The organism is Streptomyces sp. NBC_01433 (assembly GCF_026340105.1).
Classification (GTDB): Bacteria; Actinomycetota; Actinomycetes; order Streptomycetales; family Streptomycetaceae; genus Streptomyces.
Genome location: NZ_JAPEPM010000001.1, coordinates 2,748,920 through 2,771,466 on the forward strand (window position 1 = coordinate 2,748,920; position 22,547 = coordinate 2,771,466).

Sequence of the window (22,547 nt, forward strand, 5' to 3'; positions counted from 1 at the left end):
CTGGTGCGGATGCACCGGCTGGCCCGAACCGGCGGGACGCAGGAGTTGTTGCGCTGGCTCTCCGGGCGCGCGGACGGCTGGGCCGGGCTGCTCGACGGTGACGGCACCGTGCTGTACGCGGCGGCCCGCACCCCGGCGGCGGCCACCCCGCAGGCCGCCGCGCTCGCGGCCGAGGGGGCGAAGGCACTGACGGCGCGCGTCGCGCAGGCGCACTCCCTGGACTCGGACACGCACACCGCGCTGCTGTTCCCGCTCGACGGGGAGGGCGCCCCGGTGCTGGCCGTCGTCGCGCCCCGGCCCGTGTCCGCCGGGCTCACGGTCCTGCTGGGCGACGTGCTGATGCCGCTGACCCTCTGCTGGCGGACCGAGACCGTCGAACGCAAGCGGCGCCGGGTCGATCTGGCCGAGTCACGCGGCCGGGAAGCGGTGCTGCACCTGCTGATGACGGGCCAGTTGTCCATCGCCCACCAGGTGGCCGGTGCCCTGCGCCCCAGGCTCCCCGACCCGGTGCGGGTGTGCGTCGTGGCGTGTTCGGGCGGGCAGCGCGACGAGGTGGCGCGGGTCTGCGCGGAGGCGGACGGCGGCCGTTCCTGGATCGTGCGGTGCCCGGTGTACGCCCGCCACCTCATCCTCGTCATGCCGGCGGGCCGGGGGAAGAACGGGCCGCTGGACGAGAAGGTCGCCGCGCTCGTGGACGACTGCGTCGTGGGCGCCAGCGAACAGATACCGCTCTCCGACACCGCGACCGGCTACCGACAGGCTTTCCACGCCCTCGCCGTCGCCCGTGGACTCCCCGGCAGGCACGCCGGGTTCGGGGCCTCCCCGGAACCGGCGCTCGTCGTCGGTGAGACGGGCGCGCTGTGGGCGGACGCCCTGCTCGCCCCGCTCCTGCACCATCTGCCGCGCCGCTCCCAGGACCCGGGAAGCCAGGAACTGGCCGCCACCGCCGCGTCCTGGCTGGCCTTCTCGACCCACGCCACACAGCATCTGAAGATCCACCGCAACACCCTGGCCGCCCGGCTCAAGCTCATAGGCGACCTGCTCGGCCTCGACCTCGGCACGCTGGCCGACCAGGCGGCGCTGGACCTGGCCCTCCGCATCCGGGCCACCCCCGCCTCCCGCCCGGCGGAACCGGCGGCGAAAGCGGCGCGCGACCTGGATGAGATCCTGCGCCGCCCCGCCCTACAGGCGTGGGCGTCCCAGCAATTGCGCCCGCTCGAAACGGGCACGGCCACCGGCACGGCCTCGGTCACTGCCTCCGGTGCGGCGGCACACACCCTGCGCACCTGGCTGGCATGCGAGGCCCAGCTCGGCCCGACCGCAGCCGAGCTGGGCATCTCGCTGCCCGGAGCCCGCAAGCGCCTCGCCCGGCTCGAAACCGTGCTCCGGCGCTCGCTGCTCCAGGCCCCGAGCGCCCGCTACGACCTGTGGCTGGCGTTCAGGGCACTGGACCTCACCGCTCCAGACCTCACTACTTCGTGACTACTTCGTGAAGATGAAGTACTTCCAGCTTCCGTGGGTGGTCGAGTTCACGCTGTCACCCGAGGAGCCGTTCACGTACGAGGAGCGGACACGCATCTTGTAGCCGGTCTCGTGGGCGCCTTCCAGCGTCACGATCGACTTCCCGCTGGTGCCGAGCGGGAAGTACTGCTGGCCCGCGTCGTACCACTTGCCCTGGTAGTACAGCTCCAGGGACAGCTTGTGCGAGCGGCCCTGGTAGTAGCTCATCGTGTTGGTGAAGACCGGGTTCTTCTTCTTGTGGAAGTACGCGTACGACGTCTTGCCGATCTTCGCCGTCTTGTACTGCTTGGAGATGGAGGTCGAGACCTTCACCTTCGCGTACGCGGTCGACTTGGCCGACTTCGACGCGTTCCGGGCGTCCCCCGCGAACACGGCGGTGACCGTCGTGTCGCGCTTCATGTCGACCGTGACGGACAGGTTCCCCTTGGAGTTGACCTTGCCCTTCTTGGCCAGCTTCTTCGGCTTGTCCGATCCGAAGGGGTCCACCCACAGCTCGACGACCCGGTTCTTGTACGTCTTGCCGAGGTGCGCCGTGAACGAGACGTCCTTGCCGTACGAGTAGACGGCCTTGTTCCGGTTCAGCGTCAGCGAGGTCGAGGCGCGCGAGACGGCGACCGAGTCGGACCCGGACGCCGCGGAGTGCGTCGCGTCGCCCGCGTACGTCACCTTGTACGTCACCTTGCCGCCGGCGGGCGGGGTGTCGGTGAAGGAGAACGTGCCGCCGGACTTCAGCGCCACCGTGCCGAGCGACTTGCCCTTCGGCGAGTCGATGTCGGTCCGGACGACCGAGACCTTGGTCCCCGCCGGGAGCGCCACCCCGGAGGCGGCCTTGCCGGTCACCGTGAGCTTCTTGGCACGGGTCGCCTTCGACGGGGCGTTCACCGTGACGCCGACCGCCGACTTCGTCGGGTCGGTCAGCACGCGCAGGGCGTAGATGTCGCTGTACACGTTGGTCGTCAGGGCGAAGACGCGGCTGCGGTCCGGCGCCCAGGCGAGGCCCGCCTCATGGAGGTCGTTGGTCGCCGTGGTGCTGCTGTCGACGCTCGGGATGTCGTACGTGCGCAGCGGCTTCGTGGCGCCCTGCTTGTAGACGAAGACGTCGGGGGAGGACTGGCTCGTGCCGGTGGCGACCATGCCGTCCGGAGCGACGGCCACCGCCGCGCCGTGTGAGCCGGTGCTGTACGCACCCACCCTGGACAGGTCCGAGGTCGAGTACGCCTGCGCGTGGTACGGGGTCCCGCCGCCCGTCACCAGCAACTGCTTGCCGTCCGGCGTGACGTCGAAGTCGGACAGGTAGGACTGGTATTCGCCGCCGGAGCTGTCGGGCCCGTACGCCACGCGCTTGGGCGTACCCTCCGCCACGTCGTACACGGCGAGCGTGATGAAGCTGCTGCCCTCCTGCGCGGCGGCCAGCACGTTGGGCGCGGCGGGGTCGGAGGCCAGCCTCGGGGCGGAGTACCAGCTGTTCTCCCCACCCTGGGGGAGCGTCACGGTGGCTTCCGGAACCGTCAGGTCGATCGACCCGATCTGCCCCCGGTAGCCGGCTCCCGAGCCGTCGAAGCCGAACCAGAGCTTGCCGCCCGCGAGGGCCGGATACTTCGGCTCGATGCCCTTGCCGAGCGCGTACCGCTTGTTCTTGGCGAGCGAGGCGGTGTCGATCGCGGCGATCGACCCGTCGCCGGGCACCGCCGCGTACAGGGTGCCGGAGTCGGCGGACAGTTCCAGCCCGCGCACGCCGGGCAGGGAGGCGATCGTGCCGACGACCTTGCCGTTGTAGTCGGTCGCGACGACCTTGCCGGACTTCGGGTCACTGATGAAGACCCGGTGGTGGACGCCGTCCACCACGATGTCGCCGCTCGATGTGATCGGCAGTGGAGCGCTGGAGTCGGCGGCGGCCGGGTTCGCGGCGCCGCCGACCAGTACTACTGAACTGAAGAGGACCGCGAGCGCTGTCGCGGTCGAGATTCTGCGCGTACGCACAGTGACGTATACCCCCACGGTAAGCGGGCCGCGTGGCACCCGGAGATGAGAGAGGGGTGCGGCCCGAATCGCAGGGTATGGCATGACAACGACACCCAGGGCGCAATTAAGATGACGATAGGGGAGCGAAGGGCGTTCCCGCGCTCCCCGTCGTACCGTCGCGGGCGTTCCGCCGTGCGGGCCGCTACTGCTGGTGGTCGCCGCCCAGGAGGGTTCCCGAGATCGAGGGCAGCCCGAGCTGCGCCGTCCCGAACGACACCGAGGACGTGAACACCGGCTTCGCCGCCCCTCCCGGCAGCACCCACACCGCGCCCCGGCCGTCCTCCCAGCAGGCCCCGACGGCCAGTTCGGGCCGGGCGTCACGGGTGAGGTCGGCGGCCGTGACCGTGCAGCCGAACGCGTCCCTCTCCTCCGCCCCGCCCGGCACCCCGGCGGTGTTCTGCGTGAAGCTGTAGGAACCCGCGCCCAGTTGTCCCGTACGCAGACCGGGTACGACGACCACGGCCCCGGCCGCACTCTTCGCGCCGACGCGCTTGCCGGGCGTACCCACGACGATGTCGTCGAGCCCGTCCCGGTTCAGGTCGGCGACGGCGACGGAGGCCCCGAAGCTGTCGTACCGTTCACCGCCGCCCGGCACCCCGGCCGTGTCCTGGTGGATGGTCATGGGCGCCTTGTCGTAGGACACACCCTTGGCGGACCCGAACCACACGTGCACCGCGCCCCCGAGGTGGCCGAAGGGCCCCTCGACGGCACCCGGATCGTCGGGGTCGCCGAGGAGCAGATCCCCGTAGCCGTCCCCGTTGACATCCCCGATCACCGGGGTGAGACCGTCGCCACCCTTCATCCTGTGTGTCGACTGGAGGGGGTCGCTCAGTGCGGAGTTCACATACGCGAGCCCGCCGCTCCACCCGCCCATACGGCCGCTGACCAGCACCCGGTCCGCCGCCCGGTCCCCGTTCAGGTCGCCGAACGTGGCGGAGCGCATCCAACCGGTCTCATCGTGCAGCGTGGACGAGCCCACCTTTCCCGCACGGGTGAACGGGCCCGTCAGCCGTGTGGTGGTGTTGTTGTTGACGATCAGGACCGAGGTGCCGTCCGGTCCCGACCAGGCGGCAACGTCCCGGCCGGCCTGCCCGTCCTTCTCCACCCGTGTCGGCAGCGTGGCCCCGGACACCAGGCCCTGCTTGCTGCCCCACAGCACGGTGGCCGAACCCGCCGCCGTCGCGGAACCGATGCTCGCCCGGCGCCCCCACCACCAGGTCGGCGAAGCCGTCCCGGTCCAGATCGGCCAACGACGCGGACGCGCCGAACCGGTCACCCGCCTCGGCCGCCCCCGGCACCCCCGGCGAACTCCGGCTGATCACTGCCCGCTTGGCGGCGGAGACGCCCTTGGCCGACCCGTACAGGACGACGACCGACCCGGCGTAGTCCAGGCCCTTCACGGTGGCCGCGGGCGCCGGGACGACGAGGTCTTGGTAGCCGTCGCCGTTGATGTCCTGCGGTACGGGCATCGGCGCCGCGTGAGCCGTCCCCCCGGACAGCCCGGCCGCGACAGCGGTCATCGCGGCCAGCGCGGCGATGCGTCTGGTACGGGAAGAGTGTCCAGCCATGGTGTGTGTGCCCCCACCCCTGAGGAATCCAGTGTTGTGAGGGCATTCAGCCACGAACGATCACGCTCCTGCAATCGGGAGCGGGACCCGATTCGCTCAGTTCGCCCAGGTGAGGAACGCCGACCAGGCCTCGGGAGCGACGGCGAACGTGGGTCCCTCGTGCACCTTGGAGTCCCGGACGTGGACGGTGTGGGGGCAGGCGGCCACTTCGACGCACTCGCCGCCGCTGTGGCCGCTGTACGAGGATTTGTGCCAGTTGTAGGCGACTTCGATGCAGTCGCCACCGCTGGACCCGCTGTAGCTGGACGTGAACCACCGGAGAGTGCCGCTCATACCTCTACTCCTGCCAACCGCATGATGAGGTCCGGCGATTCACGAGGACCCAGGGTCTGTGACCGGATTTTCGCATAAAGGTGTCCGTACATGCTCACCTTCGGAGGGTCCGTGATCAGCAGACTCTCGTCCTGGGGTTCCAGGTAGACCAGGCGTTCATGTTCCGGTGTTTCCAGCACGTTGAGGCTGCCTTGATCGCCTGCGTACTCCCCGAACTTCCCTGCTTCCAGCGGAAGCACGTGAAGGGTGACGTTGCGGCGCTGAGCACAATCCACCAGGTAGCGCCTCTGCTCGCGCATGATGTCTTCGCTGCCGATGGTCCGGGTGAGGACCGTCTCCTCCAGGATCACCTCGATCAGTGGCACCGGGTCGCGGTCGAACAACGTCTTGCGGGCCATCCGAGCTTCCACGAGCTGATTCACCCGTGCTTCGGGCAGCGGCGGGTATCCGCCCCCGATCAGCGCCCGCGCGTACCGCTCCGTCTGGAAGAGGCCGTGCACGACCTGCGGTGCGTACAGCTGAAGGCCCAGTGACGCCTGCTCCAGCGGTGCGTAGCCCTTGAACTGCGGCGGGTATGCCTCCATCCGCATGTACAGCCGCGCCTGCTCGAAGATGCCCATGCCGTCCCCGAGCACTTCTTCCAGCTTCATCAGCATGTCGTCGCTGGGCGGCTGGGCGCAGCTCTCCATCGCGCTGATCGCTGCCGCCGAATAACCGATCATCTTGCCCAGTTGCTCCTGCGTCAGTTTCTTTCGAATGCGCGCCATTTTGGCGACATGGGCCACCAATCTGACCGTCGGACTGGCCGTTTCCCTGTTCTGCGCACTCGCCACTTCGATCTCTTTTCGACTCAACCGAACTCAACCGGTCATTACTGGATGCCCCTGAACTCGACTGGTTCGCAGGCGAGTTCACGCAGGTCAACCGGTGTGTGACGCCCCTCGCCGACCGTAGAGAACGCTAGGTGATCCGCGTCACAATCGTCCCGTGAATGCATCGAATCGTGAGCTGAATATCGAGTGGATCCCCGACCACGGTTTCCAACTCCGCAAGGCGGGCGTGCAATTCGACGCCGTCCGTGTCAACGGCGACGACGGGCGGCGGCTGGCCGACCTGATGGAGGCGATCGTCGGGGGTGAGCCGGGGCCGGTCGTGGCCGAGACGAACGGGCGGCGGTCGGTGTACTTCCTCGTGCCCGCCGGTTCGACGGTGAGCCGGGCGTGGCCGGAGGGGGCGCTGCCGTTCAACACGGCGTCCGGGTGCGTCAGTTACGTACCCATTCCGGCGCTGATCGGCCGGACCTGGCCGCTGGCGTGGCGCTACCCGCCGACGTACCCCGGTCGCTTCGTCCACACGCTGATCCTGCTGAACGCGGCGTGCCTGCTGCTCGGGTAAGGGGGTAGAGGGTGGCGGGGCCGGTCTCAGTCGATCAGGTTGTTGAGGCTGAGGTAGAGCACCGGGTACTGGCCGTTGTCCGTGACTCCGATGCACAGGTCGCGGCGGTCCAGGAGCCAGCCGTTGGTGCGGCAGGTCTCGTGCGGGCGGTCCAGCCGGCGGATGATCTCCTGGCGGGACAGATTCTCCGTGCTGCCTATCCGCACCGTGCGGTAGCAGCCGCCCGATCCGCAGCCCGTGCCCTGCGAGACGACCGTGAGGCCGGGCGGCAGCTCCGGGACCGCACTGGCGGGCGGCGCGTCCGAGCCCTCGCTGTTGAACAGGACGTACAGCAGGGAGGCCACCAGGGTGAGGGCGAACTGCACTCCCAGGAAGCCGATGGCGCCGTTGCGCCGGGGAATCCACTCCGCCGGGCCGGGGCCCTTCTCACCGTGTTCCAGGACCGCGCCGAACGCGACGATGAGCGGTGCGAGGACCGCGTGGATGAGATGGGCGTCGGCCCGGGGCACGGACAGCCAGCCCTGCTGGGCGGCGACCAGCAGGCACGCCTCGGCCAGCAGGAATCCGCCGATCGTCAGACCGACCCCCCGGCTGCGGGCGATCACCTTCCAGACGACCAGCGGCGCGGCGGCGAAGAGTATCCCGAGGACAGACCACATGCGGCGCACGCCTCCCACTGGACGACAAACGGCAGTACGGCGAGGGACGTCGTACTGACGTTGTCCGGTTCCGCCGGGGAGCGACGAGGATGGCGGTCCTCGCGGTGGGAGTCGGTCGAGTGGGTCGGTCGAGGGGGGGGCTCAGTCCGACTTCGTGTAGACCAGATTCTCGTCGGTGCCCGCGGTCGCCCGGCGCAGGGTGCCGTCGGGGAGCAGGGTCAGATCGGTGGCCTTCCCCGGGCTGCACGAGGTCGCGGGCTCGCCCACGGAGACGGTGGACGGACCGATGTGGACCGGGTCGCCGGAGGTGGGCCGGTCGGCCAGGGGAGCGCTGAACACACAGCGGTACGTGCCGCCGGAGGCCAGGGGGCCTTTCACGGTGAGGGAGAGGACCGCGTCGCCCACCCCGCCCTGCCGGATGACGAGGCGCCGGGTGGACGTGCCCGCGGAGCCGTTGGCGGTGCCGGTCCAGGTGCCGAGGTAGTCGTCGGGGACGGCGCTGCCCTTCCCCTTCTTCCCTTCTCCGGAGGGGGAGTTGGTGGGCGCGTCGGCGGTGTCCTTGCCCGTGTCGTTCATGAAGGCGTAGACCGATCCGCCCGCGCCGATGGCGACGAGTACGGCGACGGTGACGAGGGCGATGGTGGACCCGGTGGACCGGCGCGTGGGGGCGGGGGTCTGGTGGGGCGGCTGGTAGGGCTGACCGAACGTCTGGTGTACGTGTTGAGGCTGCTGTGGCTGGTGCTGCTGCCGGGGCTGTGGCTGGGGCTTTTGCTGGTGGTGCGGCGGCGGGGTGGGGGTCGCTGAGTGCGGTGGCGGCTGCGGGGCCGCCGCGGGGGTGGGGGTGGAGGTGGGGGTGGGCCGTTCGGGCTGGGCGAGCAGTCGGTGCGTCCCGGAAGGCGGCTGCTCCGGATCTTCGGCGTTGAGCAACTCCACCGCGTGGCGGCCCAGTTCGGCTATGAGGGTGCCGGGCAGCCAGGGCTCGGTGGCCTCGGCCTCGCCCAGCCGCTCCAGGATCTCGTCGGTGGTCGGGCGGGCGGCCGGGTCCTTGGCGAGGCAGTCCGCTATCAGTTCGACCAGATCCACCGGGACGCCGGTCAGATCCGGTGCCTCCTGAGCGATGCGGAACATCAGGGCGTGGACGCCACCGCTCTCCGCAGTGCCGAACGGGAGGCGGCCCGTCGCCGCGTACGCGAGGACGGAGCCCAGGCAGAAGACGTCGCACGCGGCGGTCACGCGTTCCCCGCGCACCTGCTCCGGAGCCATGAAACCGGGTGATCCGACCAGCGCGCCGGTGCGGGTGATACCGGCGTCGGCCACCTCCATGGCGCGGGCTATCCCGAAGTCGATGACCCGGGGCCCGTCGATGGTCATCAGGACGTTCGACGGCTTCAGGTCGCGGTGGATGAGCCCGGCGCCGTGGATGTGCTGGAGAGCGTGGGCGAGCCCGGAGCCCAGGAGCTGGACGGAACGTTCAGGCAGTGGGCCGTACGCGCCCGATGCCGGGGCGGTGACGCCCGTGCGGCCGGTGACGATGCCCTGGAGCGAGGGCCCGGCGACGTAGCCGGTGGCGACCCAGGGGACGGGGGCCTCGGTGTCGGCGTCCAGTACCGGGGCGGTCCAGGCGCCGCCGACCTGCTGCGCGGCGCGGACCTCCTGGCGGAAGCGGGCGCGGAACTCGGGCTGTTCGGCGAGTTCGCGGCGGACGAGCTTGAGGGCGACGGTGCGTCCGCGGTCGGAGCGGGCGAGGAAGACCTGCCCCATGCCGCCTTCTCCCAGTCGGCTCAGGAGCCGGTACGCGCCGATGCGGTGCGGGTCGTCGGGCCCGAGCTTCTCCATGGTGCGCTTCCTCCCGTACGGCCGTGGCGGACCGTGGTCGAGAATAGCGGCGGTCCCCGCCCCGCGGGCCCGGGGGCCGACAGACGCCCGCGGCCCCCGCTCTGCGAGGAGTTCGACTTCGTGGCGGTCGAAGGTGGTGACATGTATCCGGTCGACAACGCCGAGGGCCTGATCCGGGTACTCGCGGACATCTGCCCCGGATGAGTGGAGCGGGCGAGTCCGCCGACCGCCCCCAACGTTGAGGAGTCCTGGTGCGTCTGCAAGGAAAGACCGTCATCGTGACGGGAGCCGCGCGTGGTGTCGGCCGCGCCTGTGCGTTGGCGTTCGCCCGGGAGGGCGCCGATCTGGCGCTGCTCGACGTGTGCGGCGACATCGACGGCGTACCGTACCCGCTCGGCACCACGAGCCAGCTCGCGCACACCGCCGGGCTGTGCCGCGAACAGGGGGCCGCCGTCCTCACGGCGGAGGCCGACATCCGTGACCGCGACGCGCTGCGCGCGGCCGTGGACGGGACGGTCGAGCGGTTCGGCCGCGTCGACGTGCTCCTCAACAACGCCGGGATCGCGGCGCCTTCGGGAAGGCCGGCCCATGAGGTCACCGAGGACGAGTGGCAGGTGATGATCGACATCAACCTGACCGGTGCCTGGCGGATGACCTCGGTGGTGGCCCCCCTGATGCTCGCGCAGCGCTCGGGCAGCGTGATCAATGTCGCCTCCACCGCAGGTCTGGTCGGCTACCGGAACTTCGCCGGATACGCGGCGTCCAAACACGGGCTGATCGGCCTGACGAAGGCGACCGCGCTCGACTACGCGCCGCTGAAGGTACGGGTCAACGCCCTGTGTCCCGGCTCGATCCGGGACGACGGCGGGGCCGAGGGCCGGATGCTCTCCGAGATCGCGAGGTCGCTCGGTCTCCCGGTCGCCGGGCACGAGGAGACCTTCGTGCAGTCGCAGCCGATGAACGCGCTGATCGAGCCGGAGGACGTGGCGGGGGCGGCGCTCTGGCTGGCCTCGGACGAGTCCCGGCAGGTGACCGGCTCCGTGCTCACCGTCGACGGGGGCTTCACCGCTCGGTGAGGCACCGCAACCATGCCAAGGGAAGCAGGGAACCAGTCGTGCCGATCTCTGAACAGGCCGCCCTCGCCGCTCTCACACCGGCGCGGCGCACCCTCGTCCACCCCCGTGACCGGGTCCACGAGAGCGGCCCCGAAGCACCGGGCGCGGTGTGCCACGCGCTGTGCGTACGGTTCACCGGCACCGCGCGCGCGGAAGCGCCGTACGCACGGGAAGCGCCGTACGCACCATACGCACCGAATGCGTCGGACGCGCCGAATACGTCGGACGCACCTTACGCACCGGAAGCGCCTTACGCGCCGGACGAGTTGTCCGAGCGGTTCGCCTCCCTCGCCGCCGCGCTGCTGTCCGCCACCGCGACGGGGGCGGTCTTCCCGGCTGCCGCCCGGCTGTGGCGGCAGCCGGTGCCGTGCCGCTCCGACGCGCCCGACGCCGAGCGGTGGCGGACGCGGGAGCTCGCCCGGCCGCTGGTCGCCCACCGGGACGCGGCGGTGCGCGCGGTGCTGCTGACGTACGCCGACGATGTGGCCGAACTGGTCGTGGTCGCGCACCGCGCGGTGCTCGGCGCCGGGGCGCTGGGCGACTTCACCGCGGAGCTGCTGGGCCGTACGCCGGTCCCCGCCACCGCGGCGAGCCCAGGCGGGGGCGAGGGCCAGGCCCCCGCCGCCGCCTGGGCGACCCCCGACCCTGCCGCGTGGGTCGCCGACCTCGCGGGCGGCCGGTTCGACGCCCGGCCGGACTGGGGACTCGGCCGCCCGTCCGGCCCGGACACGACGGCGAGCCGTGTGCTGACGCTGCCCGCCGGAGCCCCGGTGGGCGACACCGGGAGCTGGAGCGCCGCACTCGGCATCGTTCTCGCCCGTTACGAGGGCCTCACCCGGCCGGTTCTCCCGGCGCTGGTCACCGACCCCTTCGACGCGCACGGTGTCGAGGGCGTCGCCCTCGTGGCGGTGGACGCCGACCCGGCGCACACGCTCGGCACCGTGGACGAGCGGGTCCGCGCGGGCCTGGCGGGCGGTCCGGCCTGGCACACCGAGGACCTCCGTCGGGAACTGGCGTCCGTGCTCGGCGACTCGGTGACCGTGCCCGCCGTGGGGATCGTCGTCCAGGACGACGGCCCGGCGGACTTCCCCGGCGCGGACCCGGTCGCGTACCGGCCGTTCCAGCGCGCCCCGTTCCCGGTGACGCTGTCGGTGACCCGCGACGCCGCGCACCGGCGGGAGCTGCGCTGCGACTTCTCGGCCCGGACCCTGCGCGCGGACATCGCCGACCAGCTTCTGCGGCACGTGTGCCGGGTGCACCGGACGCTCGTCGAGTCGCCGGACACCCCGGTCGCGAGCGTGGAGCCTTTGGACGAGGACGAGTTGGACAGGACGGCGGCGCCGGGCCGGCACGACCCGGGTCGGCCCGCCCGGCGGGCGCCGTTCGAGCCCGAGCGGATCGACACGGCGATAGCCGCCCTCGCGGCGTCCCGCCCGGACGCCGTCGCGGTGTCCTTCGAAGGCTCCCGGCTCAGTTACGGCGAGCTGGACCACCGGGCCGACCGGCTCGCCCACGCCCTTCGCCGGCTCGGTGTGGCCGACGGCGACCGGATCGGGGTGTGTCTGGAGCGATCGGCCGAGCTGATCGTCACCCTGCTCGCCGTGCTCAAGGCGGGCGCCACCTATGTGCCGATGGACCCCGCCTATCCGCGCGACCGGCTGTCCTACACCGCCGCCGACGCAGAACTCGGCACGGTCGTCGCCGACTTCGCGGACTTCCCCGGCGGCGACAGCAACGGTGACGACCGTGGTGGCGACGGCGGTGACGGCGGTGTCCGCGTGATCGGTACGGCCGCGCTCGCGGAACTGGCCCCCGAGGCGTGCGACGGACCGCCGCCCTCGGCGACCGGCCCGCAGGACCCGGCGTACGTCATCTACACCTCCGGGTCGACCGGACGCCCGAAGGGTGTCGTCATCCCGCACGTGAACGTGCTCGGCCTGATGGCCGCCACGACGGACGACTTCGGCCTCGGCGCGGACGACATCTGGACGCTGTTCCACTCCAGCGCCTTCGACTTCTCGGTGTGGGAGATCTGGGGCTGCCTGCTCACCGGCGGCCGTCTGGTCGTGGTGCCCTACTGGGTGTCGCGCTCGCCGGAGGAGTTCCACCGGCTGCTGGTCCAGGAGCGGGTCTCGGTGCTCAGCCAGACCCCGTCGGCCTTCGCCCACCTGCTGGACGTCGAACGCGACGGTGCGGAACCTGTCCCCGTACGCCTGGTGGTCCTCGGCGGCGAGGGGCTCGAACCGCGCATGCTCCTGCCGTGGTTCGACCGGCATCCGGAGACCGTGTGCCGGGTCGTCAACATGTACGGCATCACCGAGACGACCGTGCATGTGACCGCGCAGACCGTCACCAGGGCCGAGGCGCTCACCGGATCGAAGTCGGTCGGGCACGCCCTGCCCGGCTGGTGGGTGCGGGTCGCCGACCGTGACGGCAGGCCCCTGCCGTTCGGGGTCGCCGGGGAGATCCAGGTCGGCGGAGCCGGGCTCGCCGCGCACTATCTGAACAGGCCGGACCTCACCGGGCAGCGCTTCCTGCGCGACCCGCGCACCGGGGAGCGGCTGTACCGCAGCGGTGACAAGGGCAGGCTGCTGCCCGACGGCCGGCTGGAGCACCTGGGCCGGCTGGACAACCAGGTGAAGCTGCGCGGCTTCCGTATCGAACTGGACGAGATCCGCGCGGTGCTGCTGGACGATCCGCTGGTCGGCGCCGCCGTCGTCGTACTCAACAGGACCGATCCGGAGGACCGGGCGACCGCGCGGCTCGACGCGTTCGTGGTGCTGGAGGGGGTGGACACCGAGGCCGTGCGGCAGCGGGCCGCCAGGTATCTGCCCGAGTACATGGTGCCGTCGACGGTCACCGCGCTCGACCGGATGCCGCTGACCACCAACGGCAAACTCGACGCGGCCGGGCTGCCCCGGCCCGCCGCGGTGGCACGTCCCGCGCGGCCGGACACCGGTTCCTCCGCCCCGGCTCCCGCCCCCGTCACCGTTGGGGTGCCGGACACCGCGGACGGGGCGGGGGACACCTCCCCGGCCGCCCCGGAGGACGCGCTAACGGCCGCCCTCCTCGATGTCTGGCAGGAGGTGCTCGGCGTCCCCGTCGGCCCGGACGACAACTTCTTCGACCTGGGCGGCAATTCGCTGCTGGCCATGCGGGTCGGCGCGGCGCTGCGCCGACGCGGTGGGCCCACGGTCTCCATGCGCGACCTGTACACGTTCCCGACGATCCGCCGGCTGACCGCCGGACGTGCCGGGTGAACCACCGGCCCGCTGCCCATGAGCGCGAGGCGTCCAAGCCCGCCGTACCCAGGAGCCGTGCCCAGGAGCCCTGTCTGCCCAAGGGCCCCTGAGAGCGATCGAGTCCGTCGGTTACGGGGCTTTTCCGGCCGGAGACGCGGACGCGGTCACCGCGGTCACCGCGTCCATCGCCGCCGACAGCCGCTCCAGCAGCTCCACGGCTCGCGCGAATTCCCCCTCGCCCAGCCGCTCGGCCAGCCGCGCCGCGAACTCCGCGTGTCCGGGGTTGATTTCACCCACGGCCGCCAGCCCCTCCGCGGTGGGCCGGAGCAGCTTGGCGCGCCGGTGGGCCGGGTTCTCCGCGTACTCCGCGAGCCCCTTCGCGACCAGCAGGTCCGCGATCCGCTGCACGCTCTGGCGGGTGATCCCCATGGCCCGCGCGATCCCGGCCACCGGCAACGGCTCGGGCAGCACCGCGCCCAGCACCTGCCACCACGCCGCCGTCAGCCCGCCGGGCCGGGCCAGCTCGTCCGCGACGGCGAGGAACTGTCCGTTCAGCCGGAAGACCGTGAGCGCCGTCCGGCTCAGCCGGTCCTGGTCCTCCCGGCTCATCCCTGCAACACCTCGAACGCGCTCACGTCGGAGTCGTGGAACAGCCGGTACCAGGCGTCCAGCTTCTTCGGCTCGTACACCCCCAGCAGCCCGAACACCTCGCGCGCGAACGCCACCGGCTCGGTCGGACCCGCCGTGACGAGGAGCCCGCCGTCCGTCACCGCGTCGGCGTCCACGTACCGCTCACCGCCCCCGTATCCGGTGGCGGCCAGGTAGAAGGAGACGGCGCTGGTGTGCGCACGGTCGTCGAGGAGCCCTTCGCGGGCCAGTCCCGCCGTCGCCCCGCAGATCGCGGCGACCGGCACGCCCGCGTCGAGGAAGGCGCGGGCCCGGCGGGCGAACGGGGCGAGTTCGTCGCCGGAGTCCCAGAGTTCCGCCCCGGTGAGGATGAGCAGCGCGCTGTCCTCGGGCCGCAGCTCGTCCAGCGTCAGATCGGGCAGGACGCGCATGCCGCCCATGGTGGTGACGGGCTCCGGGCCCGCGCCCACGGTTCGGACGGTGTAGCCGTTCTTGGCGAGATGGGCGGTGGTGTGGCCCGTCTCCCAGTCGGCGAACGTGTCGTAAACGGCGAGGTGAACGGTCGTGCGGGTCATGGCGGCCTCCTTCAGCTCAATGACAGCATACTGCCATAACGACAGCATGCTGTCGCATATTCGCATCGCCCGAAAAACCCGACACCCTGCCGAACCGCAGGCCCCAGGCCATACAAGGTGGCCATGGAGCACCACCCCTGCCACCGCCTACGCTCGCCGCATGACCCCTCATGCCCCTCATGCCCCGTTTGTCGACTCCGCGGCCGGTGCGGCCGTGAAGGCCGCGGACCGCGCGCACGTGTTCCACTCCTGGTCCGCCCAGGGCCTGATCGACCCGCTCGCCGTCGCCGGCGCCGAGGGGGCGTATTTCTGGGACTACGACGGCAACCGCTACCTCGACTTCACCAGCGGTCTCGTCTACACCAACATCGGCTATCAGCACCCCACCGTCGTCGCGGCGATCCAGGAGCAGGCGGGCAAGCTCGTCACCTTCGCCCCCGCCTTCGCCGTCGAGGCGCGCTCCGAGGCCGCACGCCTCATCGCCGAGCGCACCCCCGGCGACCTGGACAAGATCTTCTTCACCAACGGCGGCGCCGAGGCCGTCGAGAACGCCATCCGCATGGCCCGGCTGCACACCGGCCGTACGAAGGTGTTCTCCGCCTACCGCTCGTACCACGGCGCCACCTCCACCGCGATCAACCTCACCGGCGACCCGCGCCGCTGGCCCTCGGACAACGGCTCCGCGGGTGTCGTCCGCTTCTGGACCCCGTTCCTCTACCGCTCGCCGTTCCACGCCGCGACCGAGGCCGAGGAGTGCGCCCGCGCACTCCAGCACCTGGAGGACACCCTCGCCTTCGAGGGCCCGGCCACCGTCGCCGCGATCATTCTGGAGACGATCCCCGGCACCGCGGGCATCATGACCCCGCCGCCCGGCTACCTCGCGGGCGTCCGCGAGATCTGCGACCGGTACGGCATCGTGTTCGTCCTCGACGAGGTCATGGCCGGTTTCGGCCGTACGGGCAAGTGGTTCGCCGCCGACCACTACGACGTGGTGCCGGACCTGATGACCTTCGCCAAGGGCGTCAACTCCGGTTACGTACCGCTCGGTGGCGTCGCCATCAACGCCGAGATCGCCGCCACCTTCGACACCCGCCCCTACCCGGGCGGCCTCACTTATTCCGGCCACCCGCTGGCCTGCGCCGCCGCCGTCGCCACCATCCAGGTGATGGAGGACGAGAAGGTCATCGAGAACGCCGCGCACATCGGCGAGACGGTCCTCGGCCCCGGCCTGCGCGAGCTGGCCGAGCGCCACCCCTCGGTCGGCGAGGTCCGCGGCCTCGGCGCGTTCTGGGCGCTGGACCTGGTCCGCGACAAGGAGACCCGCGAGCCGCTCGTGCCGTACAACGCCACGGGTGAGGCCAACGCCCCGATGGCGGCCTTCGGCGCGGCGGCGAAGAAGCACGGCCTGTGGCCCTTCATCAACATGAACCGCACCCACGCCGTTCCCGCCTGCAACGTCACGGAGGCGGAGGCGAAGGAAGGGCTCGCGGCTCTGGACGCGGCCCTCGCGGTCGCCGACGAGCACACGGTGTAGTCAGCCGCACGCGGCCCCCCTCCCCCTGCCCGGATCCGGGCACCGTGACCTGGCTTAAGGTGACCGAAGCCGAAAAGGGGAGGGGGCGTCATGTGTGCGAGCGGAGGTGTGACCCGCAGTACGCTGCGCCAGCAGATCGCCGACGCGCTGCGTGACGAGGTGCTCGCAGGGCGTTTGCGACCGGGGCGGGAATTCACGGTCAAACAGATCGCCGAGCAGTACGGAGTCTCCGCGACGCCCGTCCGCGAGGCGCTTTTCGATCTCTCCGCGCAGGGGCTGCTCACGTCCGATCAGCACCGCGGCTTCCAGGTCCGCGAATTCACCATCGCCGACTACCGCTCCATGGTGGAGGCGCGCTCCCTCGTGGTGGAGGGCATATTCCGCAGCCCCGGGGACCAGGTGGCCACCCGGGACGACGCGATGGCGTCGATCCGGCGGCGCGCGGCAGAGGCGGTACGGGCGGCGAAGGGCGGCGACCTCGACGTACTGATCGGGTACGACCTGCGGTTCTGGCGGGAACTCGGGGCGTTCGTCATGAACCCGTACATCATGGGCTTCCTCGCCAAACTCCGCGTCCAGGCATGGGTGTTCGCCGTGCACCGACTGCGGGGCGACGAGGACAACGGGAACTGGCTGTGGTTCGGCCACGAGGAACTGGTCGAGGCGATCGCCCGCGGCGACCGGGACCAGGTCCACGCGACGATGCGGTCCTACTACGCGCACGCGCTGGCCTGGGCGGACCGACTGGCGGAGGAGGAGGCCCGGGAGAAGGCCCCCGCCGCCGAGCCCGCCCCGGAAGAGCCCTGCGCCTGACGCCGGCACTCCGCCCCGGAAGAGCCCCGTCCCTGCCCCCCGGCCTCTCCTGCCTCTCCTGCCCCTCCCGGCCTCTCCCTGCCCCTCCCTGCCCCGTCCGCTTCCCGTCGGGGCCCTGTGCGCGACGTGGCGGCCGCATTACGCTGTCCCGACGATCGCCGAACCCATTGGAGAGCGAGACTTCGTGGCCTGTGACCTGTGGCTGGTCCCCCTCGTCGATGTGCTGTGCCACAGCCCCGACAATCCGTTCGCCGAAGAGATCGCCATCTACGACAAGGCGCTGAGCGACGCGGGGCTGCCCCCCGTCCCCGTCTACGCCTATATGCCGGGCCTGAACGGGGACGTCGCCCCCGTCGCGGGATTCGACTACGACGCCCTGCACTTCCTGCGCCGGGCCTACCTGCTCACGCTGAGTGGACTCGCCGTCACACCCATCGGTGAACTGGGCGGGGACTACCAGCAGTTGCTGGAGATGTTCGAGCAGAACGCACAGGCGTCGCACCTGGTCTGGCACTACGACCACGCCGGAGCGTACGTCCCGGTGGACTTCCCGTACCCGCTCTCGGACGACCGGCTCCTGGAGGGCGGCGGCCCACTGGGCTCGGCGCACGGGCTGCTGCGGGAGCTGGAGTTCGTCGCCCCGGCCATCGGCATCGACCCGGCCAACCCCCCGGCGACCCCTCAGCCGCCCGCCCGGCCGACCTCGCTGGAGGAACCGGCGGGCCCGATCCCGTACGACGAGAGCCCGTTCGCCCGTGAACGGCACGTCTGGCTCGGCCTGCACGCGGCGGCGACCCGCAGCCTGGCCCAAGGCTCAATGATCATCTTCAGCTGAGACCGCACACCCCCCGGCCCACCACCACCTCCAAGCCCGCCCGGGGGTTTTCAGCCCGTCCGCCGCACGGGACGGCCGGGGTTCACTTCTCAGCCTGTCCGCCGCACGGGGCGGCGCCGTGGGCCACCTTCAAGCCCGCCCCCCGCACGGGCGGTCCGGGGCCGCATTTCAGCCTGTCCGGCGATTGAGGACCGGGGGTTCGGGGGTTCGGGGGCAGCGCTCCCGAAAGGAACCCGCGGCGCCACTCCGCCCTCAAGCTCGTCCGCCGCACGGGGCGGCGCCGTGGGCCACCTTCAAGCCCGCCCCCCGTACGGGCGGTCCGGGGCCGCATTTCAGCCTGTCCGGCGATTGAGGACCGGGGGTTCGGGGGTTCGGGGGCAGCGCTCCCGAAAGGAACCCGCGGCGCCACTCCGCCCTCAAGCTCGTCCGCCGCACGGGGCGGCGCCGTGGGCCACCTTCAAGCCCGCCCCCCGTACGGGCGGTCCGGGGCCGCATTTCAGCCTGTCCGGCGATTGAGGACCAGGGGCCCGGGGGCAGCGCCCCCGAAAGAAAGCCCCCGCCCCCACCCCGCCCACCTCAGCGCGGCGACTCCGGCGGCCGCTGACGCGGCATATTCGGCCGGGTGGCAACCGACGGCATCGCGAACCGCCCCGCCCCCGCCCCCGGCTCCGCCCGCCCGCTCCCGCCGCCGGACACCAGCGACTGCATCCCCATGGGCGCGGGCCCAGCCCGGAACTCCACCATCCAGTCCGCGGTCTCCGACCTGACCAGCTCGGTGATGTCCTCCGAGAACCGCCGCAGCACCCCGAGGCACCGCTCGGCGGCCTCGCTGGCCGTTCCCTCGGTCGGCCCGAGGACCTCGCGTACGCACTCCGACGCCCAGTCGAACTGGAGCACCTGAAGGCGCCGCTGCACGGCCTGAGCCGTCGCGAGATCCCTTATCCAGCCGGAGGTGAGACCGAAGTACCGGTCGCACGCCATGCAGGCGGCGCCCAGCAGTAACGACAGATAGCCCCAGCCGGCCGACCCGGACAGTGCGCCCGTGAGGTCGAGCAGCGGCAGTGCCGTGCCCGCGACCACTCCGGCGGCGGTGCCGAGCCGCAGCGTGCGGGCCCCGCGCCGCTTCCGGATCCGGTCGGTCAGATACCAGTCGGCGGTACGCAGGGCGCCGGTCTCGACCCAGCGGTAGAGCTCGTCAAGGCGTTCGGCGGGCTCGCCCCAGTCGCCGAGCGGGAAGGCGCGGCCGGTCAGGTCGCGGCCCGCGGCGGAAATCGGAACAGATTGTTCCGCTTCGGTACCCCCACCGGATCCCGCGTCGGACTCCTTGCGGGGCGGCCCCTCGGGCTGCATCTCCGGCTGACTCACCGGGGCACTCCTCTGCACTCTGCTTAAGGACTCTGCTTAAGGACTCGACGTGACTCGACGTGTTCCGGGCGTGGCTCGGGCACGGGAGGGCAGTCGGCGCGGCCGACGGCCTCGCTCGGGTAACTCTGCGTTACCGACGGTGCGGGTGTGTGTACTGATACGCGTGCCCTTCCTACCGCCGAATGGTGGGCCGTGGGATCGAAATCGCGGGATTCCTGCCTTCGCACGGCCTGTGATCAGGTATAGGAGGCGGGGAGACGCTCCCGCAATCTCACCCGAAAGAGTTGGTCTCCGGCGGGTGGGGCGCGGCGACCGGTGAACACGTAGGCTCGGCTTACCGAAACATTTGTCGTCGAAATGCCAGGAGTGACCGTGATTCCCGGTGGTGGTCAGCCCAACATGCAGCAGCTGCTCCAGCAGGCCCAGAAGATGCAGCAGGACCTTGCCGTGGCCCAGGAGGAACTGGCCAGGACCGAGGTCGACGGTCAGGCGGGCGGGGGCCTGGTGAGGGCCACCGTGACCGGCTCCGGCGAGCTCCGTGCCCTGGTGATCGACCCGAAGGCCGTGGACCCGGAGGACACCGAGACGCTGGCCGACCTGGTGGTCGCCGCGGTCCAGGCGGCCAACGAGAACGCGCAGGCGCTCCAGCAGCAGAAGCTGGGCCCGCTGGCCCAGGGTCTGGGCGGCATGCCCGGCCTCCCCTTCTGACCTTCTGGACCTCCGGACCCTTCCGGGTCCTCACGCGACCTACTGGTACCCACGCGTACCGACTACGGTACGAAGCAGGAATAAGGGAAAGGCGTTCCGTTGTACGAAGGCGTTGTTCAGGACCTCATCGACGAGTTGGGCAGGCTGCCCGGCGTCGGTCCCAAGAGCGCCCAGCGGATCGCCTTCCACATTCTGCAGACCGAGCCCACCGACGTACGCCGCCTCGCCCATGCCCTCCTGGAGGTCAAGGACAAGGTCCGGTTCTGCGCCGTGTGCGGCAACGTCGCCCAGCAGGAACAGTGCGGGATCTGCCGGGACCCGCGCCGCGATCAGACGGTCATCTGTGTGGTCGAGGAACCCAAGGATGTCGTCGCGATCGAGCGGACCCGCGAATTCCGGGGCCGCTACCACGTCCTCGGCGGCGCGATCAGCCCGATCGAGGGCGTCGGCCCGGACGACCTGCGCATCCGGGAACTGCTGTCCCGGCTCGCGGACGGTTCCATCACGGAACTGATCCTGGCGACCGACCCCAACCTGGAGGGCGAGGCCACCGCGACGTACCTGGCGCGGATGATCAAGCCGATGGGTCTCAGGGTGACCCGGCTGGCCAGCGGCCTGCCCGTGGGCGGTGACCTGGAGTACGCCGACGAGGTCACCCTGGGCCGTGCCTTCGAAGGAAGGCGGCTGCTGGATGTCTGACGCCCACCCGGTACTTTTCCGGCCCCGCGCACCGTTGCTTTTCCGGCCCCACTCACCGTTCGTGACCGCGCCCACGGGAGGTCCCCTCGATGTCTGACGCCACGCTGAACTCCGTCACGCAGGACCCGGACGACTTCGCCGTCCAGATCGCGGACCAGATCAAGACGTTCATCGTCGCGGTCACCGAGGTGTCCAAGGTCGACGAGCCGGAGGAGGCCGTCCCGGTCCTGCTCCTCCAGGTCTCCCAGCTCCTGCTCGCGGGCGGCCGCCTCGGCGCGTACGAGGACGTCCTGCCCGACGAGCGGTACGAACCGGACCTCGGCCCCGAGCCGGACGCGGACGGGCTGCGCGAACGCTTCGCGGCCCTCCTGGAGCCGATCGACGTCTACTCCGAGGTCTTCGACCCGTACGAGCCCCGCAAGCCCCCGGTCCCGCACCGGATCTCCGACGACCTGGCCGATCTGGTCACCGACCTCGGCCACGGACTGGCCCACTATGATGCCGACCGCACCGCCGAGGCGCTGTGGTGGTGGCAGTTCTCGTACTTCTCCAACTGGGGCTCCACCGCCTCCGCCACCTTGCGCGCGCTCCAGTCCCTGATCGCCCACATCCGCCTCAACCAGCCTCTCGAAGAGCTCGACGGCCTGGACATCGACCAGGACCCGGGCGAGGACGACCTGGCGGAGGAGGCGGGGCGCGTGATGGTCGCGGAGATCGCGGGACCGCTGGGGCTGCGGCCGGTGAAGTAGCGGGCGGCGAGGGCCCCGCCACGTCGCGTCCGCTCCACCGGAAGCTCCACTGGACGGTCTGCCGGAAGCCTCACCGGACGGTTCACCGGAAGGCGGCGGCGTTCTCCGTGGCCCACTGCCGGAACGTCCTGGCCGGCTGCCCGGTGACCAGGGCCACGGTGTCGCGGACGGCCAGCAGTTCCTCGTTGACGTCCCCGCCCATCAGGTCGAGGACGCTGTTCGCGGAGCCGTCCCCCAGGGCGGCGGCCAGCTGCCCGTGGGCCTCCTCCCGGCTGATCTCGACGCATTCCAGGTCACGTCCGAGCACCGTCGCCAGGTCCAGGACCTGCCGCCGGGGACTGATCCGCTCCGGCCCCGTGAGCAGGTGGGTGCGCCCCCGGTGAGCCGGATCGGTCAGCGCGACACGGGCCGCGCCCGCGATGTCGGCTGGGTGGATCGCGGGCAGGCCGACATCCGCGTACGGCACCCGGACCACGCCCCGCTCGCGGACCGACTCAGCCCACCACAGGGTGTTCGAGGCGAACTGCGTCGGCCGCAGGACCGTCCGGTCCATCCCGCTGGTCACCAGCAGCCGCTCCATCTCCAGGTTCGCCCGCGCCTCGGGCAGATGAGGATGGCTCGTGACCGTGATCGACGACACGAGCACCACATGCTCCACACCGGCCCGTCGAGCAGCGTCCAGGACCGTGAGGTCCGCGCCCCTGCCCGCCAGCAGGACCAGCGAACGCACGCCGTTCAAGGCCGACTTCATGGATGCGGCGTCCCGCAGATCCCCCTCCGCGACATCGACCCCCTCGGGGAACGAGGCCCGCCGCGCGTCACGGGTCAGCCCCCGTACGGACAGATCTCCATGAGCGCGCAACTGCGCGAGCAGCTCCCTGCCGATGTTTCCGGTCGCGCCGGTCACCAGGATCACCGTCGTCCTCCTCCGTGATTGTTCTGTGCTGGCCA

General features: G+C 71.3%; 22 protein-coding genes. 11 read left to right on the forward strand and 11 right to left on the reverse strand.

Features of this window, described 5'->3' with window-relative positions; translation table 11 throughout:
- The first annotated feature begins 9 nt into the window (after positions 1-9).
- A complete protein-coding gene (locus OG413_RS12370) occupies positions 10-1,482 on the forward strand; it encodes a helix-turn-helix domain-containing protein (RefSeq protein WP_266810100.1) in 1,473 nt (490 codons plus the stop codon).
- On the opposite strand, the gene OG413_RS12375 is transcribed toward OG413_RS12370, so the two are convergent.
- From OG413_RS12375 to OG413_RS12390, 5 genes are all read right to left on the reverse strand, one after another.
- Positions 1,483-3,501 carry a YncE family protein gene (locus OG413_RS12375; protein WP_266805084.1) on the reverse strand — a complete coding sequence of 673 codons (2,019 nt, stop codon included), beginning with the start codon at positions 3,499-3,501 and terminating at the stop codon, positions 1,483-1,485. It abuts the gene before it with no gap.
- 184 nt (positions 3,502-3,685) lie between these two features.
- Entirely contained in the window at positions 3,686-4,486 is an 801-nt protein-coding gene (locus OG413_RS46915) for an FG-GAP repeat protein (RefSeq protein WP_323137848.1), read from the reverse strand.
- A 10-nt stretch (positions 4,487-4,496) separates the two neighbouring features.
- Positions 4,497-5,111 (reverse strand): FG-GAP repeat protein, encoded by a 615-nt coding sequence (locus tag OG413_RS46920; RefSeq protein ID WP_323137849.1) that lies wholly within the window; start codon positions 5,109-5,111, stop codon positions 4,497-4,499.
- A 96-nt stretch (positions 5,112-5,207) separates the two neighbouring features.
- Positions 5,208-5,444 carry a DUF397 domain-containing protein gene (locus OG413_RS12385; protein ID WP_266805085.1) on the reverse strand — a complete coding sequence of 79 codons (237 nt, stop codon included), beginning with the start codon at positions 5,442-5,444 and terminating at the stop codon, positions 5,208-5,210.
- On the reverse strand, positions 5,441-6,277 hold the full coding sequence (locus OG413_RS12390) for a helix-turn-helix transcriptional regulator (protein WP_266805086.1): 837 nt from the start codon (positions 6,275-6,277) through the stop codon (positions 5,441-5,443). The genes OG413_RS12385 and OG413_RS12390 overlap by 4 nt, the downstream gene beginning before the upstream one ends.
- 154 nt (positions 6,278-6,431) lie before the next feature.
- Between OG413_RS12390 and OG413_RS12395 the strand changes: the two genes are divergently transcribed.
- A complete protein-coding gene (locus OG413_RS12395; protein WP_266805088.1) occupies positions 6,432-6,839 on the forward strand; it encodes a hypothetical protein in 408 nt (135 codons plus the stop codon).
- 26 nt (positions 6,840-6,865) lie between these two features.
- On the opposite strand, the gene OG413_RS12400 is transcribed toward OG413_RS12395, so the two are convergent.
- Positions 6,866-7,498, reverse strand: coding sequence for a hypothetical protein (locus tag OG413_RS12400; RefSeq protein ID WP_266805089.1), 633 nt, complete (start codon positions 7,496-7,498; stop codon positions 6,866-6,868).
- Between the two features lie 141 nt (positions 7,499-7,639).
- Positions 7,640-9,334, reverse strand: coding sequence for a serine/threonine-protein kinase (locus tag OG413_RS12405; RefSeq protein WP_266805091.1), 1,695 nt, complete (start codon positions 9,332-9,334; stop codon positions 7,640-7,642).
- Between the two features lie 33 nt (positions 9,335-9,367).
- Between OG413_RS12405 and OG413_RS12410 the strand changes: the two genes are divergently transcribed.
- From OG413_RS12410 to OG413_RS12420, 3 genes are read left to right on the forward strand one after another with little or no spacing between them, the layout of a single operon-like run.
- Positions 9,368-9,538 (forward strand): hypothetical protein, encoded by a 171-nt coding sequence (locus tag OG413_RS12410; RefSeq protein ID WP_266805093.1) that lies wholly within the window; start codon positions 9,368-9,370, stop codon positions 9,536-9,538.
- A gap of 47 nt (positions 9,539-9,585) precedes the next feature.
- Positions 9,586-10,410, forward strand: a complete 825-nt coding sequence (locus tag OG413_RS12415; protein ID WP_266805095.1) for a mycofactocin-coupled SDR family oxidoreductase — start codon at positions 9,586-9,588, stop codon at positions 10,408-10,410.
- Positions 10,411-10,448: 38 nt separating this feature from the next.
- Complete coding sequence (locus OG413_RS12420) at positions 10,449-13,709, forward strand: amino acid adenylation domain-containing protein (protein ID WP_266805097.1); 3,261 nt, start codon at positions 10,449-10,451, stop codon at positions 13,707-13,709.
- A gap of 111 nt (positions 13,710-13,820) precedes the next feature.
- Here OG413_RS12420 and OG413_RS12425 read toward each other — a convergent pair whose 3' ends face one another.
- Both OG413_RS12425 and OG413_RS12430 read right to left on the reverse strand, forming a co-directional pair.
- Positions 13,821-14,300 (reverse strand): MarR family winged helix-turn-helix transcriptional regulator, encoded by a 480-nt coding sequence (locus tag OG413_RS12425; protein WP_266805098.1) that lies wholly within the window; start codon positions 14,298-14,300, stop codon positions 13,821-13,823.
- Entirely contained in the window at positions 14,297-14,893 is a 597-nt protein-coding gene (locus tag OG413_RS12430) for a type 1 glutamine amidotransferase family protein (protein ID WP_266805100.1), read from the reverse strand. The genes OG413_RS12425 and OG413_RS12430 overlap by 4 nt, the downstream gene beginning before the upstream one ends.
- A 160-nt stretch (positions 14,894-15,053) precedes the next feature.
- Here OG413_RS12430 and OG413_RS12435 point away from each other — a divergent pair, with 160 nt between their 5' ends.
- The 3 genes from OG413_RS12435 (at position 15,054) to OG413_RS12445 (ending at position 18,075) form a co-directional block, all read left to right on the forward strand.
- Entirely contained in the window at positions 15,054-16,427 is a 1,374-nt protein-coding gene (locus OG413_RS12435; RefSeq protein ID WP_266805102.1) for an aspartate aminotransferase family protein, read from the forward strand.
- Positions 16,428-16,517: 90 nt separating this feature from the next.
- A complete protein-coding gene (locus OG413_RS12440; protein ID WP_266805104.1) occupies positions 16,518-17,240 on the forward strand; it encodes a GntR family transcriptional regulator in 723 nt (240 codons plus the stop codon).
- Positions 17,241-17,424: 184 nt separating this feature from the next.
- The gene (locus OG413_RS12445; RefSeq protein ID WP_266805106.1) at positions 17,425-18,075 is read left to right on the forward strand and encodes a hypothetical protein; all 651 of its coding nucleotides are present in this window, start codon (positions 17,425-17,427) and stop codon (positions 18,073-18,075) included.
- Between the two features lie 576 nt (positions 18,076-18,651).
- Here the strand turns inward: OG413_RS12445 and OG413_RS12450 are convergent.
- Positions 18,652-19,440, reverse strand: a complete 789-nt coding sequence (locus OG413_RS12450; RefSeq protein WP_266805108.1) for an SLATT domain-containing protein — start codon at positions 19,438-19,440, stop codon at positions 18,652-18,654.
- A 372-nt stretch (positions 19,441-19,812) separates the two neighbouring features.
- Here OG413_RS12450 and OG413_RS12455 point away from each other — a divergent pair, with 372 nt between their 5' ends.
- The 3 genes from OG413_RS12455 (at position 19,813) to OG413_RS12465 (ending at position 21,596) form a co-directional block, all read left to right on the forward strand.
- Positions 19,813-20,148, forward strand: a complete 336-nt coding sequence (locus OG413_RS12455; protein WP_073719500.1) for a YbaB/EbfC family nucleoid-associated protein — start codon at positions 19,813-19,815, stop codon at positions 20,146-20,148.
- Positions 20,149-20,247: 99 nt separating this feature from the next.
- On the forward strand, positions 20,248-20,847 hold the full coding sequence (gene recR, locus OG413_RS12460) for a recombination mediator RecR (protein WP_266805110.1): 600 nt from the start codon (positions 20,248-20,250) through the stop codon (positions 20,845-20,847).
- 89 nt (positions 20,848-20,936) lie between these two features.
- Positions 20,937-21,596 carry a DUF5063 domain-containing protein gene (locus OG413_RS12465; protein ID WP_266805112.1) on the forward strand — a complete coding sequence of 220 codons (660 nt, stop codon included), beginning with the start codon at positions 20,937-20,939 and terminating at the stop codon, positions 21,594-21,596.
- Positions 21,597-21,678: 82 nt separating this feature from the next.
- Here OG413_RS12465 and OG413_RS12470 read toward each other — a convergent pair whose 3' ends face one another.
- Positions 21,679-22,512, reverse strand: a complete 834-nt coding sequence (locus tag OG413_RS12470; RefSeq protein WP_266805114.1) for an NAD(P)H-binding protein — start codon at positions 22,510-22,512, stop codon at positions 21,679-21,681.
- Positions 22,513-22,547 lie beyond the last annotated feature (35 nt).